This is a genomic window from Veillonella sp. HPA0037 (assembly GCF_000411535.1).
In the GTDB taxonomy this organism is placed as follows: domain Bacteria; phylum Bacillota; class Negativicutes; order Veillonellales; family Veillonellaceae; genus Veillonella; species Veillonella atypica.
In genome coordinates, this window is the sequence record NZ_KE150483.1 from 343232 (window position 1) to 366283 (window position 23052).

24 protein-coding genes and 1 riboswitch are annotated in these 23052 nt (G+C 35.3%); of the genes, 11 read left to right on the plus strand and 13 right to left on the minus strand.

Going from position 1 to position 23052, the window contains the following annotated elements:
• Positions 1 to 2: 2 nt before the first annotated feature.
• A riboswitch (Lysine riboswitch) is annotated at positions 3 to 176 on the plus strand.
• A 78-nt stretch (positions 177 to 254) separates the two neighbouring features.
• The 6 genes from dapB (at position 255) to HMPREF1477_RS01675 (ending at position 5546) form a co-directional block, all read left to right on the plus strand.
• Positions 255 to 1052 carry a 4-hydroxy-tetrahydrodipicolinate reductase gene (gene dapB / locus HMPREF1477_RS01650; RefSeq protein ID WP_016475581.1) on the plus strand — a complete coding sequence of 266 codons (798 nt, stop codon included), beginning with the start codon at positions 255 to 257 and terminating at the stop codon, positions 1050 to 1052.
• 36 nt (positions 1053 to 1088) lie between these two features.
• Positions 1089 to 2120 carry an aspartate-semialdehyde dehydrogenase gene (locus tag HMPREF1477_RS01655; protein ID WP_016475582.1) on the plus strand — a complete coding sequence of 344 codons (1032 nt, stop codon included), beginning with the start codon at positions 1089 to 1091 and terminating at the stop codon, positions 2118 to 2120.
• Positions 2121 to 2143: 23 nt separating this feature from the next.
• A complete protein-coding gene (gene dapA, locus HMPREF1477_RS01660) occupies positions 2144 to 3031 on the plus strand; it encodes a 4-hydroxy-tetrahydrodipicolinate synthase (RefSeq protein ID WP_005378923.1) in 888 nt (295 codons plus the stop codon).
• Between the two features lie 254 nt (positions 3032 to 3285).
• Positions 3286 to 3678 (plus strand): aspartate 1-decarboxylase, encoded by a 393-nt coding sequence (gene panD / locus HMPREF1477_RS01665; protein ID WP_005378768.1) that lies wholly within the window; start codon positions 3286 to 3288, stop codon positions 3676 to 3678.
• Between the two features lie 77 nt (positions 3679 to 3755).
• Positions 3756 to 4598, plus strand: a complete 843-nt coding sequence (gene panC, locus HMPREF1477_RS01670) for a pantoate--beta-alanine ligase (protein ID WP_005379022.1) — start codon at positions 3756 to 3758, stop codon at positions 4596 to 4598.
• A 12-nt stretch (positions 4599 to 4610) separates the two neighbouring features.
• Positions 4611 to 5546 carry a bile acid:sodium symporter family protein gene (locus HMPREF1477_RS01675; RefSeq protein ID WP_016475583.1) on the plus strand — a complete coding sequence of 312 codons (936 nt, stop codon included), beginning with the start codon at positions 4611 to 4613 and terminating at the stop codon, positions 5544 to 5546.
• A gap of 80 nt (positions 5547 to 5626) precedes the next feature.
• On the opposite strand, the gene lexA is transcribed toward HMPREF1477_RS01675, so the two are convergent.
• A complete protein-coding gene (lexA, locus tag HMPREF1477_RS01680; RefSeq protein ID WP_222859656.1) occupies positions 5627 to 6304 on the minus strand; it encodes a transcriptional repressor LexA in 678 nt (225 codons plus the stop codon).
• 211 nt (positions 6305 to 6515) lie between these two features.
• Here lexA and HMPREF1477_RS01685 point away from each other — a divergent pair, with 211 nt between their 5' ends.
• Positions 6516 to 6818, plus strand: coding sequence for a LysM peptidoglycan-binding domain-containing protein (locus HMPREF1477_RS01685; RefSeq protein ID WP_016475585.1), 303 nt, complete (start codon positions 6516 to 6518; stop codon positions 6816 to 6818).
• Between the two features lie 76 nt (positions 6819 to 6894).
• Here HMPREF1477_RS01685 and HMPREF1477_RS01690 read toward each other — a convergent pair whose 3' ends face one another.
• Complete coding sequence (locus tag HMPREF1477_RS01690; RefSeq protein ID WP_016475586.1) at positions 6895 to 7905, minus strand: site-specific integrase; 1011 nt, start codon at positions 7903 to 7905, stop codon at positions 6895 to 6897.
• Between the two features lie 113 nt (positions 7906 to 8018).
• Between HMPREF1477_RS01690 and HMPREF1477_RS01695 the strand changes: the two genes are divergently transcribed.
• Together HMPREF1477_RS01695 and HMPREF1477_RS01700 are read left to right on the plus strand one after the other, a co-directional pair.
• Positions 8019 to 9377: a VanW family protein gene (locus HMPREF1477_RS01695; protein ID WP_071600938.1), complete on the plus strand. Its 1359-nt coding sequence runs from the start codon at positions 8019 to 8021 to the stop codon at positions 9375 to 9377.
• Positions 9378 to 9534: 157 nt separating this feature from the next.
• Positions 9535 to 10149: a phosphatase PAP2 family protein gene (locus tag HMPREF1477_RS01700; protein ID WP_016475588.1), complete on the plus strand. Its 615-nt coding sequence runs from the start codon at positions 9535 to 9537 to the stop codon at positions 10147 to 10149.
• A gap of 166 nt (positions 10150 to 10315) precedes the next feature.
• Here the strand turns inward: HMPREF1477_RS01700 and HMPREF1477_RS01705 are convergent, their stop codons facing one another.
• Positions 10316 to 11614, minus strand: a complete 1299-nt coding sequence (locus HMPREF1477_RS01705) for a WG repeat-containing protein (protein ID WP_016475589.1) — start codon at positions 11612 to 11614, stop codon at positions 10316 to 10318.
• A 152-nt stretch (positions 11615 to 11766) separates the two neighbouring features.
• Here HMPREF1477_RS01705 and HMPREF1477_RS09710 point away from each other — a divergent pair, with 152 nt between their 5' ends.
• Positions 11767 to 11916, plus strand: a complete 150-nt coding sequence (locus HMPREF1477_RS09710; RefSeq protein ID WP_005377529.1) for a hypothetical protein — start codon at positions 11767 to 11769, stop codon at positions 11914 to 11916.
• A gap of 90 nt (positions 11917 to 12006) precedes the next feature.
• Here HMPREF1477_RS09710 and HMPREF1477_RS01710 read toward each other — a convergent pair whose 3' ends face one another.
• The 3 genes from HMPREF1477_RS01710 to HMPREF1477_RS01720 all read right to left on the minus strand — a co-directional run bounded on the left by HMPREF1477_RS01710 (position 12007) and on the right by HMPREF1477_RS01720 (position 14758).
• Positions 12007 to 12750, minus strand: coding sequence for a DUF4241 domain-containing protein (locus HMPREF1477_RS01710; protein WP_016475590.1), 744 nt, complete (start codon positions 12748 to 12750; stop codon positions 12007 to 12009).
• Positions 12751 to 12761: 11 nt separating this feature from the next.
• Positions 12762 to 13676, minus strand: a complete 915-nt coding sequence (locus HMPREF1477_RS01715) for an HAD family hydrolase (protein WP_016475591.1) — start codon at positions 13674 to 13676, stop codon at positions 12762 to 12764.
• Positions 13677 to 13819: 143 nt separating this feature from the next.
• Complete coding sequence (locus HMPREF1477_RS01720) at positions 13820 to 14758, minus strand: DUF1848 domain-containing protein (RefSeq protein ID WP_016475592.1); 939 nt, start codon at positions 14756 to 14758, stop codon at positions 13820 to 13822.
• A gap of 148 nt (positions 14759 to 14906) precedes the next feature.
• Here HMPREF1477_RS01720 and HMPREF1477_RS01725 point away from each other — a divergent pair, with 148 nt between their 5' ends.
• On the plus strand, positions 14907 to 15656 hold the full coding sequence (locus tag HMPREF1477_RS01725) for a class I SAM-dependent methyltransferase (RefSeq protein WP_016475593.1): 750 nt from the start codon (positions 14907 to 14909) through the stop codon (positions 15654 to 15656).
• Positions 15657 to 15738: 82 nt separating this feature from the next.
• On the opposite strand, the gene HMPREF1477_RS01730 is transcribed toward HMPREF1477_RS01725, so the two are convergent.
• From HMPREF1477_RS01730 to ribE, 7 genes are all read right to left on the minus strand, one after another.
• Positions 15739 to 17022, minus strand: coding sequence for an amidohydrolase (locus tag HMPREF1477_RS01730; protein ID WP_016475594.1), 1284 nt, complete (start codon positions 17020 to 17022; stop codon positions 15739 to 15741).
• Between the two features lie 72 nt (positions 17023 to 17094).
• Positions 17095 to 18339: an adenosylhomocysteinase gene (locus HMPREF1477_RS01735; RefSeq protein ID WP_016475595.1), complete on the minus strand. Its 1245-nt coding sequence runs from the start codon at positions 18337 to 18339 to the stop codon at positions 17095 to 17097.
• A gap of 91 nt (positions 18340 to 18430) precedes the next feature.
• Positions 18431 to 19489: an S-methyl-5-thioribose-1-phosphate isomerase gene (gene mtnA, locus HMPREF1477_RS01740; protein ID WP_016475596.1), complete on the minus strand. Its 1059-nt coding sequence runs from the start codon at positions 19487 to 19489 to the stop codon at positions 18431 to 18433.
• Positions 19490 to 19532: 43 nt separating this feature from the next.
• The gene (mtnP, locus tag HMPREF1477_RS01745) at positions 19533 to 20327 is read right to left on the minus strand and encodes an S-methyl-5'-thioadenosine phosphorylase (RefSeq protein ID WP_016475597.1); all 795 of its coding nucleotides are present in this window, start codon (positions 20325 to 20327) and stop codon (positions 19533 to 19535) included.
• Positions 20328 to 20449: 122 nt separating this feature from the next.
• A complete protein-coding gene (locus HMPREF1477_RS01750) occupies positions 20450 to 21379 on the minus strand; it encodes an IS481 family transposase (RefSeq protein WP_016475598.1) in 930 nt (309 codons plus the stop codon).
• Between the two features lie 115 nt (positions 21380 to 21494).
• Positions 21495 to 22373, minus strand: coding sequence for an Hsp33 family molecular chaperone HslO (hslO, locus tag HMPREF1477_RS01755; protein ID WP_016475599.1), 879 nt, complete (start codon positions 22371 to 22373; stop codon positions 21495 to 21497).
• Between the two features lie 195 nt (positions 22374 to 22568).
• Positions 22569 to 23030 carry a 6,7-dimethyl-8-ribityllumazine synthase gene (gene ribE, locus HMPREF1477_RS01760; RefSeq protein ID WP_005377561.1) on the minus strand — a complete coding sequence of 154 codons (462 nt, stop codon included), beginning with the start codon at positions 23028 to 23030 and terminating at the stop codon, positions 22569 to 22571.
• Positions 23031 to 23052: the final 22 nt, after the last annotated feature.

Sequence of the window (23052 nt, forward strand, 5' to 3'; positions counted from 1 at the left end):
AATAATAAGGTAGAGGCGCGGGTATAAATAGTCATCATGAGGAGCTGGCAAACAATGATTCATGATAAAAGGTGTACTTGCCGAAGTGGGATGACAGCCAAATCATCGTGCTGGTTGTCTATTTAATAGGTAGACGACTGTCACCAATATTACATTGGTGGAGTGCTATCATAATTCTTGTTTAATGAACGATGTGTCATATATCGTATATATTAAGCCAGTGGATGCCTCCACTGGCTTTTTTGGAGGTAAATATGATTAGAGTAATGGTAAACGGTGCAGGCGGCAAAATGGGTCGCGAAGTCGTAAAAGCAGTACATGCAGATTCTGAATTGACAATGGTTGGTGGCATCGATCCATCTAAAGCAGGTCAAGATGTGGGCACTGTAGCAGGAATTGAACCATTACATATCACAATGGCTGAGACTATTGACGAAGTATTGAGTGATATTAAACCTGACGTTATCGTTGATTTCACAAATCCTGCTGTTATTTTCGAAAATGCCAAAAAAATTCTTAGTGCTGGCGTGCATATTGTAATAGGCACAACAGGCCTAACTGAAGAACAACGCAACGAATTGAATGAAATCGGTTTAAAACATAATACCAATTGTTTGGTAGCACCTAATTTCTCATTAGGCGCTGTGATGATGATGAAAGTGGCTGCTGAATTAGCGCCATATTTCCCTGATGTAGAAATCATCGAATTGCATCACAACCATAAATATGATGCTCCATCTGGTACATCTATTTTGACGGCTAAATTAATCAATGATGCAAAAGAGGCTGCAAATGTGACAGGTTCTGAAGATTTAACACGTGAAAGTTTGCCAGGTGCACGTGGTGCAAAAGTCGACAATGTTACTATCCATAGCGTTCGTCTTCCTGGTTATGTAGCACATCAACAAGTATTATTTGGCGGCTATGATGAAACATTAACAATTCGTCATGATAGCTTAAGCCGTTTATCCTTCATGCCTGGTGTCGTTCTAGCATGTAAGAAAATTGCCTCTAAACCAGGTTTAACATATGGCTTAGAACATTATTTATAATACTGAACAACAATTGATTAATTGAGGAGATACACAATGAAAAAACCTAATCTTGCAATTCTTGGTGCTACTGGTGCAGTAGGGGCAGAATTCATTACACTTATTGAAGAGCGTAATTTTCCTTATGAAAATTTAAAACTATTGGCTTCTGCTCGTTCTGCTGGTACTGAACTTACAGTTAAGGGGAAAACCTATGTGGTTGAAGAAGCAAAACCTGAATCCTTTGATGGTATTGATATTGCATTATTTGCAGGTGGCTCTATTTCTAAAACATTAGCTCCAGAAGCTGCTAAACGCGGTGCTATTGTTATTGATAACTCAAGTGCATTCCGTATGGATCCAGAGGTGCCACTCGTTGTACCGGAAGTTAACCCTGAAGATATTTTGAAACATAAGGGTATCATTGCCAATCCAAACTGTTCTACAATCATCATGAGCCTTGGCTTAAAACCATTGCATGATATTTCTCCAATTAAACGCATTGTAGTATCTACATACCAAGCTGTATCTGGTGCTGGTAAAGAAGGTATTGAAGAACTTCAAAACCAAGTAAAAGAATATGCTGAAGGCAAGGAAATGACTGCTAACTTATTGCCAACAGGTTCTGCACCAAAACACTTCCCAATCGCGTTCAATTTGTTACCACAAATTGATGTATTCTTAGAAAACGATTATACTAAAGAAGAGATGAAGATGGTAAATGAAACACACAAAATTCTTCATGATGACACCATTCAAGTAGTGCCAACAACTGTTCGTGTTCCAGTATATCGCTCTCATTCTGAATCCGTATTAGTAGAAACAGAAGAACCAGTATCTGTAGAAGCATTCCGCAAGGCTTGTGCCGCATTCCCAGGATTACAAGTAAAAGATAATCCAGCAGAGCAAGAATACCCTATGCCACTATATACATCTAATCAAAATGACTGTGAAATCGGTCGTATCCGTAAAGATTTATACAATGATAAAGGCATGAATTTCTGGATCGTAGGTGACCAAATTCGTAAGGGTGCTGCACTAAATGCATTGCAAATTGCAGAATACTTGGTAGAAAAAGAAGCATTTTAATATCTATCAAGGGGGAGAAACATATGAAAACCTTTGGTCGTGTATTAACGGCTATGATTACATCGTTTAACGAAGATGGATCAGTCAACATTGAAAATACAGTTGCCATTGCAGAGCATCTATTAAATCATGGTTCTGATGGCTTAGTTGTTTGTGGTACCACAGGTGAAAATCCTACTATATCCCGTGAAAGCAAGATTGCTTTATTTAAAGCGATTGCTGAAACGTGCGGTGATAAAGGTACTATTATAGCTAATGTAGGTTCCAATGATACAAAGGGCTCTGTAGACTTTGTTAAAGAAGTATCTACGATTCCTGGTATTGATGGATTGTTAGTTGTTGTACCGTATTACAATAAGCCTAATCAACAAGGTCAATATTTGCATTTTAAATCTATTGCAGAGGCTACAACGTTACCAATCATGGTATACAATGTACCTGGTCGCGTAGGAACTGGAATATTTCCAGCTACACTAGCACGCCTCCATAAGGAATATCCACATATTTGTGCCATCAAAGAGGCTAGTGGTAATTTGATGATTGCTTCTGAAATTAAGCGTTTAATGCCTAGTGAAGATTTCATGGTATACAGCGGAGATGATGGTCTTACATTGCCTATTCTTTCCGTTGGTGGCACAGGCGTTATTTCTGTAGTATCTCATGTGGCCGGTCAAGATATGAACGATATGATTGCTGCTTTTGAAGAGGGCAATAATCAAAAAGCAACACAATTACATCAAAAATTAGCTGAAATTATTAAGGCTATGTTCATTACAACAAATCCAATACCAGTTAAATATGCAGCTCGAAAATTAGGTTTACCAGCAGGTATATTCAACTTACCTATGTGTGAACCTTCTCAAGAAGAAGCTGCATACATTGATAAGGCATTAGCTGAATATTTACAATAAAATATTACGATACTAAAACCAGTAGCTATGATTTATAACTACTGGTTTTATTTTATAAGAAATACATTATAAATATTATTTTATATGCCTATAAATATATTTTTTTCTTATAAAGATTGTATTATGATATAATCTCACATGGAGATAGTATTTTTAACTATACTCTAGTCTACTGTTAATTCATGATAAACAAAATGATTGTGATATTTCGAATCGACCATAAGGCGATTACATTAAAACACAAGGAGTTTAACATGGAACTAACAATGTTAAAAGGTAAAATTCACAGAGCTACTGTGACACAAGCAGAACTTGATTATGTCGGGAGCATTACTATCGATACAGATTTATTGAATGCATCTGGAATTCGAGAATATGAACAAGTTCAAATTGTAAACATTAATAATGGAGCACGTTTTAGCACATATACGATTGCTGGCGAAGCAGGCAGTGGTGTTATATGCTTAAATGGCGCTGCAGCAAGACATGTGCAAGTACATGATAAAGTAATTATCATGTGTTATGCTCAACTAAATGAAAAAGAAGTAGAGAGCCATAAGCCTCTTGTTGTATTTGTAGATGAAAATAATAAGATAAGTCATATAAAAAACTATGAAAAACATGGTTTATTAGTTGATCAAGACTAACTGTTTTTGATCGAATTACAGTAGACTGTATAGGACTATCTTCGTATTTACAATTTATAAGTACCGGAGGCATTATTATGGAAATTATAACTACAATCGAAAATATATGCAGCATAGTAAACCATTGGAAAGATAAAGGATATTCTATTGGTTTTGTACCAACAATGGGATATTTACATGATGGTCATGCTGCATTGATAGATCAAGCTAGAAAGGATAATGATAAGGTCATTGTATCTATATTTGTTAATCCAACTCAGTTTGGTGAAAACGAAGACCTAAATTCTTATCCACGTGATATTAATAGAGATAAATCCCTTTGTGAAGCCCATAAGGCGGATATTATATTTTCTCCAACGTCAGATGAAATGTATCATGATAGAAAAGCATTTGTAAATATTGTTGAGTTATCTGATACATTGTGTGGTATTAGTAGACCTATTCACTTCAAAGGTGTTTGTACGGTTGTAACGAAACTATTTAATATTATTCAACCTACCAATGCCTACTTTGGTGAAAAAGATGCACAACAACTAGCCATTATTCGTAAAATGGTTTATGATCTAAATTTTCCAGTCAATATAATTGGAGTGCCAATCGTTCGTGAATCGGATGGTCTAGCAAAATCTTCTCGAAATACATATTTATCTAAGGAAGAACGAAAAGCGGCTACCATATTATATAAAGCTGTTCAAATGGGAAAACAAACCATTAAACGTGGTGCTTCTGCTGATAGTATCATTAATACTATGACAGAAATTATTAATACTGAACCCTTAGCCAAGATAGATTATGTTTCAGTTGTTGATGCTAATACAATGCAACCAGTTCATGAGATTACATCTCCAGTATTAGTCGCTATGGCTGTATATATTGGATCTACGCGACTTATCGATAACTTTTCCTTCGATGCAAATTAGAAGGGAGAAACTATGAACTATTTACAAACACTGACTCAGTTAATTTCTAAATACTTAATGGTTCTAATCATCGGTTTTTCATGTATGGCCTATATAGTTCCTTCATATTTTACATGGGCTGTTGCTTATACACCATTTTTACTTGGTATCGCTATGTTCGGCATGGGCCTTACAATTAAGTTTGAAAACCTATGTAATATTTTTAGGCATCCAAAAGATATTTGTATTGGAGTGCTTGCACAATACACAATCATGCCTTTATTAGCATGGGGTATTTGCCATATATTTACCTTACCACCAGATATTGCAATAGGCGTTATATTAGTTGGTTGCTGTCCTGGTGGCACGGCTAGTAACGTTATAACCTACATCGCTAAAGGTGATGTACCACTATCAGTAGGAATGACAATTACATCGACATTAATAGCACCCATTGTAACACCATTATTAATCTTATATATTGGTGGCGCTTGGGTAGATGTTGCATTGCTACCTATGATGATTACAATGGTGAAAGTCATTATTATACCAATCTTATTAGGTGGTGTCATTCAATATGTTTGTAAATCACATATTAATACACTTACCAGTATAAGTCCTATATTTTCAATGATTGCTATTATATTATTAATAGCAGCTATTATTGCAGTTAATAGGGATAAACTATTAGTTTCTGGCTTACTAACACTTGTTGTTGTTGGTATACATAATATCTTAGGATTACTATTAGGCTTATGTGCAGGAAAAATGCTTAAATTAAGATACGATAAAACCACTGCATTAGCAATAGAAGTAGGTATGCAAAATAGTGGGTTAGCCGTTACGTTAGCAGCAACTAATTTTGCTTTAAATCCACTAGCAACTCTGGTAGGTGCTATTTTTAGTGTATGGCATAACATATCAGGCGCTATATTCGCTAGTATACGTAGAGATAAAACTTCACTATAACAAAAAATAGCAACATACAATAAGTCCCCATTTACTGGTTCTCCAGTAAATGGGGACTTATTACATACGTTACCGATATCTTATATTCTATCTCGTACTAACCCAATCACAAGGCCTTCAATGTGACAATCGTCCACAATAATAGGATCAAAGTTATCATTTTCAGGTTGTAAACGAATGTGACCATTTTCTTTATAAAAACGTTTTACAGTTGCTTCATCATCAATGCGAGCTACAACGATATCTCCATTATTAGCCGTATTTTGATGGCGTACAATTAACATATCGCCTTCATACATACCAATATTCATCATCGATTCACCCTGAACACGAAGCATAAAGCAATCAGAATCACCTGTAAGCTGAACAGGTAAGGTCAATGTAGCCTCCAAGTTTTCAACCGCTGTAATTGGTGTACCTGCTTGTACAGTACCGATAAGAGGCACTTGTTTTAATCCAGCACCAAGGAATTCAAAATTATCAGAACTAGTGGTTTCATTATTATCCTTGGAAACAGAAATATTAGGTTTATTATCATCTAAAATCGTAATAGCTCGGTTTTTATTAGGATCACGTTTAATATACCCAAATTTTTCCAATGTATTTAGATGTGATTGAACAGTAGACGTAGAACTAAGACCTACATAAGCACAAATTTCGCGAACAGTAGGGCAACGATATTCATTATGTAAAGAGTCTCGAATAAACTCTAATATACGACGTTGTTTTGTATTAATATCTGTAGCTGGGCGTCTCACAGGAACCTCCATATATGTACTAAAAATGGTATATGTAAAAGTGTATACTATAATTATTTTATTTATATCACTATTATATAAGTATTTTACCTCTTTTGCAAACATTTGTTCTAAAACACTTGACCGAACATCCGTTTGTGTGCTATTATTTCATTGTAGACAAACAAATGTTCTGAATTTTATGTTCGATATATAAAAGAGGTAATGTATTATGAAACACATTATGATTATGCTTGGTATATGCTTTGCAATGGTAATAGGGTATCAACAAACAACTCCGGCAATGGAATCGCAAAGTGTACAAGAGGTAACTGTAAAATCTGGAGATACCTTATGGGATATCGCATCTCGTTCTACTGGATCCAATATAGATGTTCGTGAAGTAGTTCACACTGTAAAAGAAATAAATAATATCTCTGATTCTGGAACATTGACACCAGGAACAAAATTAAAGGTTCCTGTATATAAAACTGATAGTCCAACACGAGCTATGGACTATATGGCTCAAAATTAAATATATATGAAAATGGCTAGTATAGATTATCTTTAATAAAAAGTAATCCATACTAGCCATTTTTCGTTATAAAGTTTTATTTAAATCGTTTTTCAAAAATTGTAGAAATAGGATTATCGACAAATTTATTCGCTTCATTAATATAACGGCGTACCATATTAACACTATGATGGCGTGTTTGACGCATTATATTACGTTCTTCCACACCGTATGCGGCTGCTGTTGTAGCAAAGCCATGACGCAAACTATGAGCACCATACATAGCAGGATCAAGACCAATAAGGGATGTATACTTCTTTACTATTTCCGCAATAGACTTATCAGAAATAGCCGTCTTCCGTAAAGACATTGATTTAGTAAAGCCTCTAAAAACAGGTCCTGATGTAATTCCGCTAGCAGTAAGCCATTTCTTTAAAGCTCGTACAGCATCCAAAGGAGAACCTTGTAGACTAGGAATGGCTACAATGGCACCTTGCCCTTCTTGGTCGGCCTTAGAGGAAGCTACAAATATTTCAAGGCCTTGTGGAGAGAATTTTAAATTTTCCACTGTTAACGCTGCAATTTCACTACGACGAAAGGCACCCATGAAACCAATGAGTAAAATAGCCTTATCGCGAAGTTTTTGAATTTTTGGAATATCGATAGAGTCTATGCATTCCAAAATATCCTCTATATCATCAAGTAAAATAGGTGTCTTACCTTGTTGAAATGTTCCCTTTAAACGTCGTATTCCTCGCAAGGCTTGTTTCACAAGAGGGGACATACATGGATTTTCTCTAGAGCCAGAAGCATTATAATTCTCTGATATAGCACTAATGCGGCGAGCAATTGTATTGGCCTTTGCATAATCTGCCAGGTCGTTAATATAATTGACAATAGTTTCTGGTGTTGCTGGGAAATAGGATACCTTTTGGTAGTTGCACCAATCGACAAAATCATCCCAATCTGACTCATAAGCATTTACCGTATTTTCAGCCTTTGAAAGTAGAATACTTTGTTTGGCTTTCATAGATAATTTTGTACTGTTCATTAACGCATCATTATGACGCAAATAAAAATGTTTTTTTTCTTCTTTAGACTGTGACATATATAATCCTTTTACTAACACTATGCTATTATTGTATCACATAGAAATGTCGAATTATGCTATAATTAGATGATTTTGAACGAAATTTTCTCGAATTTTATTTGAAAGATATAATGATGAACTTAAAACAATTATTATGTACAGTATTAATCGGTTCTTGTCTATTTACTAGTGGTTGTAGCTTAATTCCTACAGATGGCACAATTACATATGGCCTGTATTATGGGGAGCAAGATATCTCTGGATATTCTAGAGATGCTGTAAGCGCCTTAATTCATACAGAGGATAATAATAACCGAACAATTACTATAACAATTCCAAATCAAGGTACACGACAAGTAAAAGTAAAAGATTTGGGAATTACGCTTGATACCAATAGTACAGAATCTAAGATTTTTACCTATGGCTATGAAGATGATTTAAAAACGCTCCTTATACATAGAATCACTGCCTTTATTTATAAAGTGCATATGAATCCAGTGTATAAACTAGATGAAGTAACTGCAAAAGCATATTTAACAGAACTAGCAAAACAAATTGATGTATCAGGTCATGATGCATACTTAACAGTTGAAAACGGCCAAGTTAAGATGACGCCTTCAAAAGAAGGAAAACGTGTTGATATTGACGAAACAATAAAAAAATTAAAGACACAACTAGAAGAAAATGATTTCAATAATATTTCTATAGAATTTACATCTAAGGATACAGTCCGTGTGACAAACGATGATGTAAAACCATTAACAGCTGTTCTAGGTAGTTATACTACAAATTTTGATACGTCTAACACCAATAGAACTCATAATATTGAGCTAGCATCAACTAAAATTAGCGGTACATTAGTCAAACCTGGAGAGGTTTTTTCCTTTAACGATGTTGTGGGTGAACGCACTGCCGAAGCTGGCTATGATGATGCACCAGTTATTGTTGATGGAAAATTAGTGCCAGGTATTGGTGGCGGTATTTGCCAAGTTAGCTCTACATTATTTAATACTGCATTACTATCTGGTATGAATATTATTGAGCGGACGCCTCATTTTGAACCTGTTAGCTATATTCCTGCAGGCCGTGATGCAACCGTTGCTTATGGTTATTTAGACTTTCAATTTAAAAATCCCTATGCCCATAATATCTATGTATTAAGTGTTATGAATAATGGCCAACTAACTATATATATCATAGGCGTACCAGAAGACGTACCAAAATCCGTTTCCATTAGTGTCGGTGATCGTACAGATATTCCTAATCAAACGATTACTAAAATAGACCCTTCTGCCAAAGAGGATAGTACAGAAGAAGGTCACATTGGGTTTAGAATTAATACGTATCGTACAATAACATATAGTAATTGGATTTCTCAAACAGACGTATTTGAGTCTACATATGATCCAGTTGATACGATTATCACTAAGAGACCTGCAGCACCAGAACCTGCAAAAAAAGATACGCCAAAGGGTAAAACTAAAAGATAAATATTAACATTCTATTAAATATGGCCTAATCTATTGACCGAATGCATAGATTAGGCTATTATTTTAACTTGTAGTAAGGTGTTTATACCTGAAAACGCTAAAATTACACATTTCATTCTCAATAATTATCAATTAAAATCATAAGTTGAGGTTCACTATGGATACAATTTTACAATTTGACCATACAGTCATATTTTATATACAACAACATTTTATTAGTTCTTATTTAACACCAATCATGTACTGGTTATCAAAAATAACAAGTGCAGGTGCTTTATGGATCTTAATTTCTATTATATTAATGATTCAAAAGAAATATCGCGTTATTGGCCTTGGAATGTTCATTTCCTTAGTCTTAGTATTCATCATAGGCGACCAAGGGTTAAAACCTCATGTAGCGCGTTTAAGACCATTTGTAGATTTCCCTGAAGTACCATTGGTAGCACCGCCACCAGCAGCAACAACATATTCATTTCCATCAGGGCATAGTTTTGGATCATTTGCGGCTGCAACAGCATTATACTTAGGATTAAGTAATATATGTCCAACAAAGAGATTCTGGGGCGTTATAGCGTTGATTGGTGCATGTGTAGTAGCATTTGCACGAGTATACTTATTTGTACATTATCCAACAGATGTATTAACTGGATTAGTATTAGGTATTATCGTAGGTTGCATTGCATGGAAAATCGCAAAAGCCTTATGGTCTTGCTGGACTGGTCGTAAAAACGAAGTAGAATACGAACCATATACATTTAAACGTAAAAACTAATAACCTTGAAAATATTGATTGGGCCTAGCTTAGGCCCAATTTTTATGTCTTAAATTACTTCCGATAAATTATCGTTATCGGAAGTAATTACAAAAAAAGAAAAACTAGCCTATATTTCTATAAGCTAGTTTATTTAAATTAGATCAAAATAAATGATTAAAATAATTTATTTATCATATGACTCTATTGTTTTTATATATTCAGCCAGCTCAGGCTCATCAATAGTAACTTTATCAAATTTAGGTTCAATAATTATATTGCCTTTATAATCCATTAAACCATATTTACCATAAGATTTATATACAAATAAATCTTTATAAAACGATGTTATATCATCATCAAAATGTGGTAATTTAAATAATTTATAACCTGAATTAGTATCAATCACATATTTTGTATTATCGTAGGTTGCTGTAGTAAATTTATTTAATACATATGTAGGTTTAGATGTATCGATACTATCATATACTTCATTAAATAAAATACCTGAACTAGCATTAAATATATGACTTCCATATGAATCCTTTAATACAAAACTACGATCACTTAATCTTTTATATGAATCATATGTAAAAGAAACAATCGTATTATTTAACACGTCAATAATACCATACTTGTTATTTTCTTTTTCAGCAATAAAATACTGAAATCCTTCCCCCATATGTTCAATTGTTTTATATTGTGCTGGAATTATAACTTTATTTTCAATAGTTTTCATTCCAAACATAGTATTATTCTTATTATCCAGTTGTGAAAATCTATTATATTCTATTGATATTTTTCTACTAAAAAAATGTTCCGAATCTTCATTGTTACCTGAACCCGCACCTTGGTACACTATTTCATAACTCTTACTGTTCATTAAATGATATGCATCAGTTTCATTTAATAAAATACCATCATCGGTAATATATTGTATATAACCATCAACAGTATAAATTTTAAATAGTTTTTTTTCATCTTCATTAGATTGTAAGTAAATTATACTATCCCACTTGTCTTTTATAGGATTTCTAATAATTTGAGAACCATTTTTTTGATTATATAAATACCAATATTCTCCTTTTTTCCCTAGTATTAAAGTATCACTCATAGGGAAATAAGCACTTATTACATCATTAATAGCATACGTCCCATCAGGATTTACTAACTTAAATCCATCATTTGTCAAAGCTTTCGCATAGTCATAAGTAAGCTCATAATCATATCCTGCTGGTAAATAAGCCATATTCTTTAAATTTACGTAACGCTTTTGACCATTATCATAAAACGAAGCATATGCATAGTTCTCTCCAAAGTCAATAATGTAATTTACATGTAAATCTTTATAAGGACCTAAAATCCACTTGCCTGTTTCATCAACAATAGTATTTCCTGTTGGTGATTCTAACGTAATATAGTTTTTTGCATCAGCCGTATTGCCCAATGCAAGAAGTATTGTTAAAGCAATAAAAATTCTCCTCATAAAATATACCCTCTTTTATATAACACAATAATAATAATTATTATTTTATCATAATTTTTATTTTCTATATTGAAATTTATCGAATATAGTTGTAAAATAGTCATATAAACTATGTATATTTCTCATATTAACTCTCAAGGGAGGATTACTATATGTGCTGGTGTGATATCGTAAGTAAAGCTAAAATTGGCAGTTTAAAAAATCTAGGAAATGGCATGGAACATTCCTTGCGTTTTCTTGCAGAAATCGTTGTAGGTCTCAGTTGTTTACGTGTAGTTATTAACTGGATTTTTGGCATCTAATAATCAAATAAAAAATTAATACATTAAAGGCGCCTAGCATTGCTAAGCGCCTTATTTTTCTATCCATAGATCTATATACTATTTTTATTACTACTCATTAGAGCTACAGCTTATGAATTCAATAATAATTTGGCATATATCTCCGGCTTCATCAAAAGCCCAATATACAGGATATAAACCATCGCCAAAGCCAGATTGTATCATCGGTACATACAAATCGGTATTTGGTATTTTGAAGTTAATCCAATCGCCACCTGGACGTTGAAATTTTGGATAAGCGATAGCATTTAATTTAAATAGCTCATCAAAGTAATCATCATAAATATTGCCATTAGGATGTTGTTCATACCAATGACGGTCAAATTCTCTATACGCAGTTACAGTTGCTTCATCAACAATGGTGGCCAATCCTGCATCTACAGGAAAACCAATATAACTTTCATCATCTTCTAACTCGCTTAAATCCTCATGACCTTTAAGAGCTAACTCATATTGTACAGGTTTTGTATTCTTAAACAACACCCTAGTTAATACATAACGATAATAATCTGTATCTAGTTCAGCTACTTTAGTTTCTATTGGATATGTTCCTGGATCTACGGTACGTATATATGTCTTATTATCAACAGCAGCTAAATGTGTTAATGGATCACACGCAAAAATACGACCTGTTGGTAAAGTTATATATCCCATCGGCAATGTATATAGTTTTTTACCAAATAGTTCATCAGCTTCGAATATGGCATGATAATCGACAGGTGCTTTTAATTTTCCCTCACTGCCGAGATGATTAAATGTGTCTATCCATTCTTTTGATATATCCTGTGTATTCATTATAGAAACTCCTATCTATGTGATTCTGCTTCATGCTTATTACGTACATATTGTTGTTCTAGCGCCTCATAAGCTGCTGTTTTTTGAATAATTTGTTTAACTACAGTGTCTAAATCAGAACCATCTGTATAATCAGCCGATGCGTAATAACGAATGCGATGATGTTGCATCATTTTATATACTTTATCTTTATTCTTGCTATCTGGATCATATACACCGATTGAATGTCCACCATTGATATTAACAAGACTCATGCAAGGAATATCTGTATCACTATCACCTATATAAATCATGTTGCGGAACGGTACACGTTGTTCTTCAGGACGGATGTAATCGTTTACACCGGGATCATTTATATCTAACACACCTTTTTGTATGCGGAATAAGAACTGGGTTTTATTCGTGTAATTGATGGCTTGTGCAGGCCAGACGGCTACGCCTTTATCATCAAACATAAATGCGCTGGCATAGATTTTTTTAAAAGCCCCATTTCTTGCCATTTCAGTGCCTTCAATCATCTCTTTTAAGCCAGAAGATATGATGTAATGTTCAATGCGTACACCGTGTTCTAAACCATATTCACGAATACGTTCAAACCAAGTGCGAACACCTTCATATAGTTCCACTTGATTGCCATATTCCATAAGCTTTTCTCGAGTTATATAAAAACGGCCCACTGCTTCTTGAATCATCTTGTACATATAAGCCAAATTATTATCCATATCATTTTTCTTAGCCAGTTGATTAGATTCTTGCCAGAACTGTTTAATTTGCTCTTCATCATAGCCAACAGATTGGATAAAGCCTTGTGCCTGCATATCATCAGGTGTTAAGGTCTTATCAAAATCATAACACATGGCAAGAACTGGCATAGATGATTCTAGTGATTGTAATGAATCTTTACTTTTAGTCTTATAGGTGAGCATATTCCACCTCCTTGTAATAATAATACAATAAACAAAAAATAGGCTTTACACCCTCTGATATTCCTGAGATGTCCCAACTCCTTTTGTCTATATTTTACACGATACGTCAACGCTATAGGCGTAAAAGCAGGTTATAATTCTCCTTAAAATAAAGAATCTTGTGTGTAATTTGTATCTACAATCCAACTTTTTTCCGCACTCTCTTTAATAATTGCTGTTTTTGAAAGTGTACCAATAAGCAAGCTAGAGTTCGGATTATGTAACAAGCAATTTTGGCGAACTGCAGTCTGATTTGTATTGGCATAACAATAGCGACAGAAGTGACTACAGCTATCATAAGCTCCTATATCACCATGTAAATAACAATTACACTCTGGTCTAGCTGGTGTACGTTTCGGTGCTTTTAATTTTACGTTCCAAGCCCGTTCATAACAGTCTAGCGTAAGACAGCCCTCTGTATTAACACCTAATTCTTTGAAAACGTCCCCTTCTCCACAGGTTTTAAGTATCATATGATGAGAATGCGCTATAGATACTAATTCTTTAATGATCTTCGTTTGAATATCTAAACTCGGTCTATAGCCTTCGGGAAAGTTCTGAGCTACCTTATCAAATATATCTATGAAACTGACAACTACGGTATCTGTGTAGCCTTCTAGAGACTTGGCCATTTTATAAAAGCTTTCAAAATGAAAATCAACTGTATAGTTGTGAGTTAAAATAATAGGATCATAACGCCATACCATGGACTGAGGATTACGTTTTGTAGATATGTGTTTAAATCCGTCTATTACTAAATCTACTTGTGGTACATTAGTCTCTATATCTGCTCCATATGGAGTTATAGTCATATGCCAATACTGTCTATAATCATTTATTTCATGTAAGAGCGGAATGAACGGCAAAGGATTCTTTGTACAAAACGCAATACCATCTACAACCTCATGATTGATAGGATATCGTGTTATCTGTATCGGATTATAGGGATTGCGTACATCTACAAATCCTTGGCGGACGCGATTAATTAACCATTGCCCATAAAAGGCAGGAATATCCGTACGCTGTCCCGTCTGTAAAATCATTGTCCTGTCCTTTCATAAAACAAAAATATAGATGTATTATATCATACTCAATATTAATTATTTATGGAGTAAGTGTGATATTTATAGTATAGTACATTCTCATTTTATGGTACTATTAAGTGTATTAAAAATGAGGAGAACAGAAAAAATGAATGATATATTTGAAAAAAATCATCCTATGAAGGATGATAAAAAGTTTATTACCTCCTATTGGAGTGACCGTGCTCGTGATTTTGGCTCTTTACGAGCTAAAGAATTAGAAAGCCCTAAACTTAAACTTTGGCGTGATGAGTTAATGAGTCATATTTTTGATTCTGACCGTTCTTTACGTATTTTAGATATTGGTTGTGGTGCAGGTTTTTTCAGTATTATTCTCTCTGAATTGGGTCATACAGTACATGGTATTGACATCACACCTAATATGATTGAAGAGGCAAAGCAATTAGCCCAATCCTTAGATTCTGATGCTACCTTCTCTGTTATGGATGCTGAAAATTTAAGTTTTGATACGAATACATTTGATATCGTTGTAGCTCGTAATGTAACATGGAATTTACCACATCCAGATAAAGCCTATGCTGAATGGTTGCGTGTCATCCGTCCTGGCGGATTAATTCTAAACTATGATGCGGAACATGCACGCAATCATCATAATTTACCACAATCTGTACATCATGCACATGAACATGTGAGTAATGAACTAAAGGAACGTTGTCATACCATTTATCATATGCTCGATATTTCTTCCTTTACACGTCCACAATGGGACATAGAATTGCTCACTAAGATGGGGGCTAGTTCTGTATCTATTGATACAACTGTAGGACCTCGCATCTATGCAGAAGAGGATGAATTTTATATTCCTGTGCCTATGTTTTTGGTGAAAGCTATTAAATAGAATTCGTATTACGCTAGACAACACAAAACCCACTCTATGAACTACATCATGAGTGGGTTTTCGTTATATGAGGCATATAATCTTAGTTTTTAAAATACTCTTGAGCCTTACCGATTTCGCTACGCAATTTTTCTTCATCGATAGTCAATAGTTCTTTATTTTTCATAAGAACCTTACCGGCTACAATAACTGTATTTGCATCAGAGCTATTAGCTGAGTATACAAGTGCTGCCACATCATTATATCGAGGCATCCAATGCATACCAGATACATCATACAACACGATATCTGCCCGTTGACCTACTGCAATTTTACCGAGATCATTATATCCAAGAGCTTTGGCCCCTTCTACAGTCCCCATATTCCAAGCCGCTTGTGCAGGAATAGCCTTTGGATCATAGAGACGAGCTTTATGTAATGTCGCTGCCAACCGAACTTCTTCAAGCATATCCGCATTGTTATTCGATGCAGATCCATCTGTACCAAGGCCTACAGTAATCCCTTTTTCTATCATTTCAGGAATAGGCGCAATACCGCTAGCCAGTTTCAAGTTAGATTGTGGATTATGAGCTACAGCTACATTATTTTCAGCCATAATAGCCATATCTTCTTCTGTTACATGTACGCAGTGAGCTGCCAATGTAGTATTCCAGAACAAACCTAAATCATGCATATGAGCGATTGGTGTCTTACCAGTCGCTTTTATAACATTTTCCACTTCCCCTTTTGTTTCGGATAAGTGCATATGAATGCCACAATTTAGTTCATGAGATAAAGCAATAACCTTTTCCATATACGCATCTGGACAAGTATATGGCGCATGTGGTCCTAATAGGACCTTGATGCGGTAATTATCATAACCATGATAAGTGCGGAACAAATCTGCATTTTCCACAAGCGCTTGATCAGCTGTAGGAGAAACACCGGCAAGACCACGGGACAATACAGCTCGAATACCGGTTTCTTTCACAACATCAGCTGTTGTATTCATAAAGAAATACATATCGCTAAATGTAGTCGTACCAGAACGTAGCATCTCTGCAATACCTAGTTGTGTACCCCATTTAACCAGATCGTCATTCAATTTGGCTTCCGTTGGCCAAATTGCTGTTTCAAGCCAATCCATAAGTTCTAAATCATCAGCATAGTTACGGAATAATCCCATCGCTATATGCGTATGTGTATTGACGAGACCTGGAGCGGCCAAGTGACCTTTACCGTCTAGTGTTTCCTTTGATTGTGCAGATTTTGCTTCTTCTCCGGTTAAGATAGCAGTAATATAACCATTTTCTATTGCAATAGCATGATTTTTTAATGTTCCATTGTCGGTAAGAACATCTACATTGGTAATTAATAAATCTGACATAATGCCTCCTTGTATATGTATAACCGAGTCTATATAGACTCGGTTAATAAGATGTTCAAGTTAAAGATTATATTAGTTTACCTTTGTTAAGTAATCGATTTGATCTTGTGTTAATGCATCTAAATCGTAGCCCATGGAGTGTAATTTAATGTTTGCTACTTCTTCATCAAGTTCACGAGGCAATACATACACTTTTGGCTCCATGTTTTTACCATTGTTTAATACATGTTCAGCAGCCAATGCTTGCATAGCAAAGGACAAGTCCATAATTTCAGCAGGATGACCATCGCCTGCTGCTAAGTTTACAAGACGACCTTCAGCCAATACATAGAGTTTACGACCATCAGCCATTGTATAGCCTTCAATGTTTTGACGAACACGTTCATGGCTAACCGCTACTTGTTCTAAATCATGAACATTTACTTCGCAATCAAAATGACCAGCGTTACAAAGAACAGCTTTATCCTTCATAACTTCATAATGTTCTTTTACGATAACATCTTTACAACCTGTTACAGTACAGAAGATATCGCCAATTTTAGCAGCTTCTATCATAGGCAATACAGTGAAGCCATCAAATACTGCTTCAATAGCTTTAATAGGATCAACTTCTGTAACAAATACGTGCGCACCCAAGCCTTTAGCACGCATGGCAACGCCTTTACCGCACCAGCCATAACCAGCAACTACAACATTTTTACCTGCTACTGTAAGGTTGGTAGTGCGCATGATACCATCCCATACAGACTGGCCTGTACCATAGCGGTTATCGAATAAGTATTTGCAGTTAGAATCATTAACAGCAATCATAGGGAATGTCAATTGTTTAGCATGTTCCAATGCATATAGACGATGAACACCTGTTGTAGTTTCTTCACTGCCACCTAACAAACGTTCTTTTGCATCAGTACGTGTTGTATGTAATAGATTAACAAGGTCACCACCGTCATCGATGATAATATGAGGTTTATGATCCAACGCTTTGTTGAGGAACATAAAATATTCATCATCAGTACAATCGTACCAAGCATATACAGTAAGACCCATGTCAACAAGGCCTGCTGCTACATCATCTTGTGTAGAAAGAGGATTGGAACCAGTAACGATAACATCAGCGCCACCGCGCTTTAACACAGTTGCAAGGTATGCTGTTTTAGCTTCCAAGTGAACGGAAACAACAATTGTTTGACCTTTGAAAGTTTGTTCTTTTTCAAAACAATCGCCTAATGTATTTAGTGTAGGCATAAAATTAGAAACCCAATCGATTTTTTTACGGCCTTCAGCAGCGAGATTGATATCTTTAATTAATGATTGCATATGTACCCCTTCATTCTTCAATTAATAATATACAGGTTATGAAAAGAACTTACTTTAACATGATAAGTTTTATATACAGCCGTAATGACATCTACTTATTGTCAACAACGGATTGTAAGCGAGCAATAGACTCTTGATAGTTTGGTGTTAAAACACCTTCTTCAGTAATAATAGCTGTTACTAGTTCATGAGGTGTTACATCAAAAGCAGGGTTTAATACATGAATACCCGTAGGCGCAGATGGCACACCTTGGAATGTCAACACTTCATCATCAGCGCGCATTTCAATGGGAATATCCTTACCATCTTTGAGTGTAAAATCAAATGTACTATATGGAGCAGCTACATAAAATGGAATATTATGGAATTTTGCAAGCACTGCTAATCCATAAGTACCAATTTTATTAGCTACATCACCTTCTGTTGTAATACGATCGGCACCAACTATAATAGCGTCAATTAAACCTTGTTGCATTGCATAGGCCGCCATATTGTCTGTCTCTAATGTAACAGGAATACCATCTTCATGGAGTTCAAAAGCCGTTAAACGGGCACCTTGCAACAACGGACGTGTTTCATCGGCGTACACCATTTCCAATTGGCCCTGTTCATGTAGTTTACGAATCACACCAAGTGCAGTACCAAGACCACCTGTCGCTAAAGCACCAGCATTACAATGCGTTAGGATTCGTAAATTTTGTTTTCCTTTAAATAAAGTGGCCCCATTAATAGCCATGCGTGTGTTAAGTTGTACATCCTCTTCATGGATAACAATGGCTTCATGCGTGATGCGGTCTATAATTTCATGCATAGACGCAAAAGGACCGGCTTTCACAATCGCTATAATACGATTAACAGCCCAAGCTAAATTAATCGCCGTCGGTCGAGTTTCCTTTAATTCTTCACTCCACTCATAAAAGGTTGATAGCTGTTCAGAAAAGGGAACAGCTAAACGATTCGCCTCCGCAGCCGCTAAAATAAGGCCATACCCTGCAGCGACACCAATAGCAGGAGCTCCACGGACACGAAGCATCTTTATAGCCTCGGCCACTTGTCGCCAATCGGTACAATGTAAATATTCCACATGAGTTGGCAATTTTGTTTGATCTAATAAAATGAGCGTACCATCACGCCATTCAATATTGTTCATGAGAACTCCCTCCACATTGTCATATCAAAATGGATACGATCTCTTATAATTTAAAACCACCATACTCAGCCATGCGATGATGAGCTGCATAATCTGCATTCATATCAATGGCCTCAATTGTACCTAAAATAAGAGCTTTCAATTGAGATGCCATTTCGCCCATCATTTCAACTACTTCACTGTGAGTAAGAGCATTTTCAGAAATACCAGCTGCATAGTTCGTAATCATAGAGATCGTTGTATACGCCATTTCCGCTTCGTTTGCTAGATTAACCTCTGGTACATTCGTCATACCTACTGTATCGCCACCAAGCATGTGAAACATCTTAATCTCTGCAGGTGTTTCAAAACGTGGTCCTTCTGTGCATACATAGGTGCCGCCATTATGAATAGATAATTTTTGTTCTTTACCTACAGCTTCAATGATTTGACGAAGCTCAGGACAATATGGATTTGTCACATCTAAATGTGCTACCGGACGCTCGCCACCTTCATAGAATGTAGTGACGCGATTTTTTGTAAAATCAAGAAATTGATCTGTTAAAACAAAGTGACCAGGTTCAAAATTCTTATTCAAAGAACCTACAGCAGTCGTAGAAATAATAAATTTAACGCCTAGCTTTTTTAGGCCCCAAATATTGGCACGATAATTAATTTTATGTGGAGGAATCGTATGGTCTTTACCATGACGAGCTACAAAAATCACAGTTTTACCTTTATATGTTCCTTGAACATAATCAATCTCTCCATAAGGAGTCATCAAGGATTCTTCATGAATATTTTCAAATATAGACGGATCATAAACACCTGTTCCGCCAATTACACCGATTGCACTCATAGTTGCCTCCTATTAAAAATACTCTATCTTTATATTTTCGCATATAATGATAAAACAATCTATAGAAAAAGTTCTATTATTGAATTGGTCCTCTAGAGTAATCAAACATTTGTGACAAATACTTATGCCTTTTGATTCATAAAGTACTCTGTTATAACTTGGTTTGGTGATTTAAAGTTTAAGACTTTTTGTGCAATGTTATTATATCTATTAGCATATCGACTATGTGCTTTTAGAAAACTCTCCATACTATTAAACTTACGAGAATAAAATCTTTCACTATCAATTCGATGACTGCGCTCTACCTTTCCATTCTGCCACGGAGAAAATGGTCTTGTCGTTTTATGCTCTATTCCTAATCTTTTTAATACAATATCAAATAAACACTCTCGATCTTTTACTCCATAGTTTGTAAATTCACGACCATTATCTGTTTGTATTGTATGAATAGGAAATCCCATTTTGGCTTCTAAATTTAATAAGAAGCGACTTGTATTAGTAACACTTTTTTCATCTATAATTTTTAGAATTCTCTTTCTAGAAAACTCATCAATAGCTGTAAGTTGATAGTAAGATTTTCCTTGTGTTGAAAAGGCTAAACTCTCGCGAGGTACGTATTTTATATCAATCTGAACCTTTTCTCCTGGATATGTTATTATATCCGGTTTCCACTTGCTTTTAGGAACAGATTTAACAACCTTTTTCTCTTTAATATGACACCTGATTTGTCGGCACATAGAGCCATATGAGCGTTTATAACCACGCTTTTTTGCCTCAACATATACTTGAGACAGCCCTTCATGTTTAAACTTAGAATGCATACGCTTGATAAGTGCTAGTTCTTCCTCAGTGTGTTGATTAGGATGAGAATGTGGTTTACGACTATACAATCGAAGTGAATCAATAGTCCCGTCGAAACGCTTCACCCAACGTTGTACTTGTTGTCTACTAGTATGATAGCGACGTGCAGCTTCAGCATTATTTCCATACTTTATAGCATATTCACATACTCGTTTACGAAATCTTAATTCTTCAGTTATAATAGAATGCATGAGAAGGAACTCCTTTTGTTGTAATGTTTGGATTAAGCAACTTCATTATAACAGAGTTCCTTCTCATTTTTTATTCACTTGTCACAAATGTATTATACTCTTACAAAAAGTTCTATTATTGAATTGGTCCTTTAGGTGTAAACATATCTTCTAGTTCTTTTTTAGAGAAATGATACTTTTCATTACAGTAATGACAAACTAGCTCTGTTGTTTCATCTTCTAAGAGGGATTTCTTATCATCTTCACGCAATGTCATAAGAACGCCAGCGAATCGATCACGACTACAACGACATTTAAAAGATACTGGTTCGTTATAGACTTCGTTAACAGTAAGTCCGTCTAGCACTTTCTCAACAAGACCTTTACCATCAGGATGTTCTTTTAAATATTCTGTCACAGGTCCTAATTCATTGATATTCTTTTCTACCATAGCCAATGCAGCATCAGTAGCATCAGGTAAAGCTTGTACGATAAAACCACCAGCTACAATGGTATGATAATCTGGGTCTACGAGAACGCCTAAGCTAATCGTAGATGGCACCTGTTCAGATGTATAAAGGTAATACGCCAAGTCCTCTGCTACTTCACCGCTTTGAATAGGGCTAGTAGATGTATAATCTTGAGCCAATTTAGTGAATCTTGTAACTTGTACTTCTCCATGGTGGCCAACTGCAGCACCCACATCGAGTTTTCCAGCACGTTTTAATGGTACATCCACATGTGGCTCATCTACATAACCGCGAACAGTATTATCAGAAAATGCATCGACATGTACAACACCGAGTGGGCCATCACCTTTAATGCGAAGACTTACATTCTCGTGATTTTTAAAATCACCCGCCAGTAATAGAGCACCTGTCATGGCACGTCCTAGAGCAGCTGTTGCGACTGGCCATAAATCATGACGTACGCGCGCTGTCTCTACCGTATCCGTTGTAACGGCTATTGACATACGAACCCCTTCACGGGTGGTAAAACGTTTTATATAATCCATTCAATCATTCCTTATATATAATCAAATTATTATGTATTACACTCTTTAGTGCCTATATAGTATAGCATGATATATGTATATTTTCCATTATGCAGGAACATATGTTTGCTTAAGTATCTTTTCTAGTAAAAGAACATATTTTCGATATAAAAAACACTCAGTATCATATGATACCGAGTGTTTTCAAAGGTTAATTTAGATTTGATCGATAAGATTAACCATTTCAATAGCCCCCATAGCGCAATCGTAACCTTTATTACCCGCTTTTGTACCAGCACGTTCGATAGCTTGTTCAATATTTTCAGTTGTTACTACACCGAACATAACAGGGATACCGGTTTCTAAAGAAACGTGAGCAATACCTTTTGCAACTTCATTACAAACATAGTCATAATGTGTAGTAGCACCACGAATAACTGCACCTACACAAATAACAGCATCATAACGACCAGATAAAGCTGCTTTTTTTGCAATCAAAGGAATTTCATAAGCACCAGGAACCCAAATGACTGTAATATCTTCTTGTTTAACATCATGACGCAATAAACAATCTTCTGCGCCACCAATTAATTTAGATGTAATGAACTCATTAAAACGAGAACCGATAATAGCAAATTTTTTACCAGTACCAACCAAATTACCTTCTTGAACCATCATGTTATAGCCTCCTATGAATGAT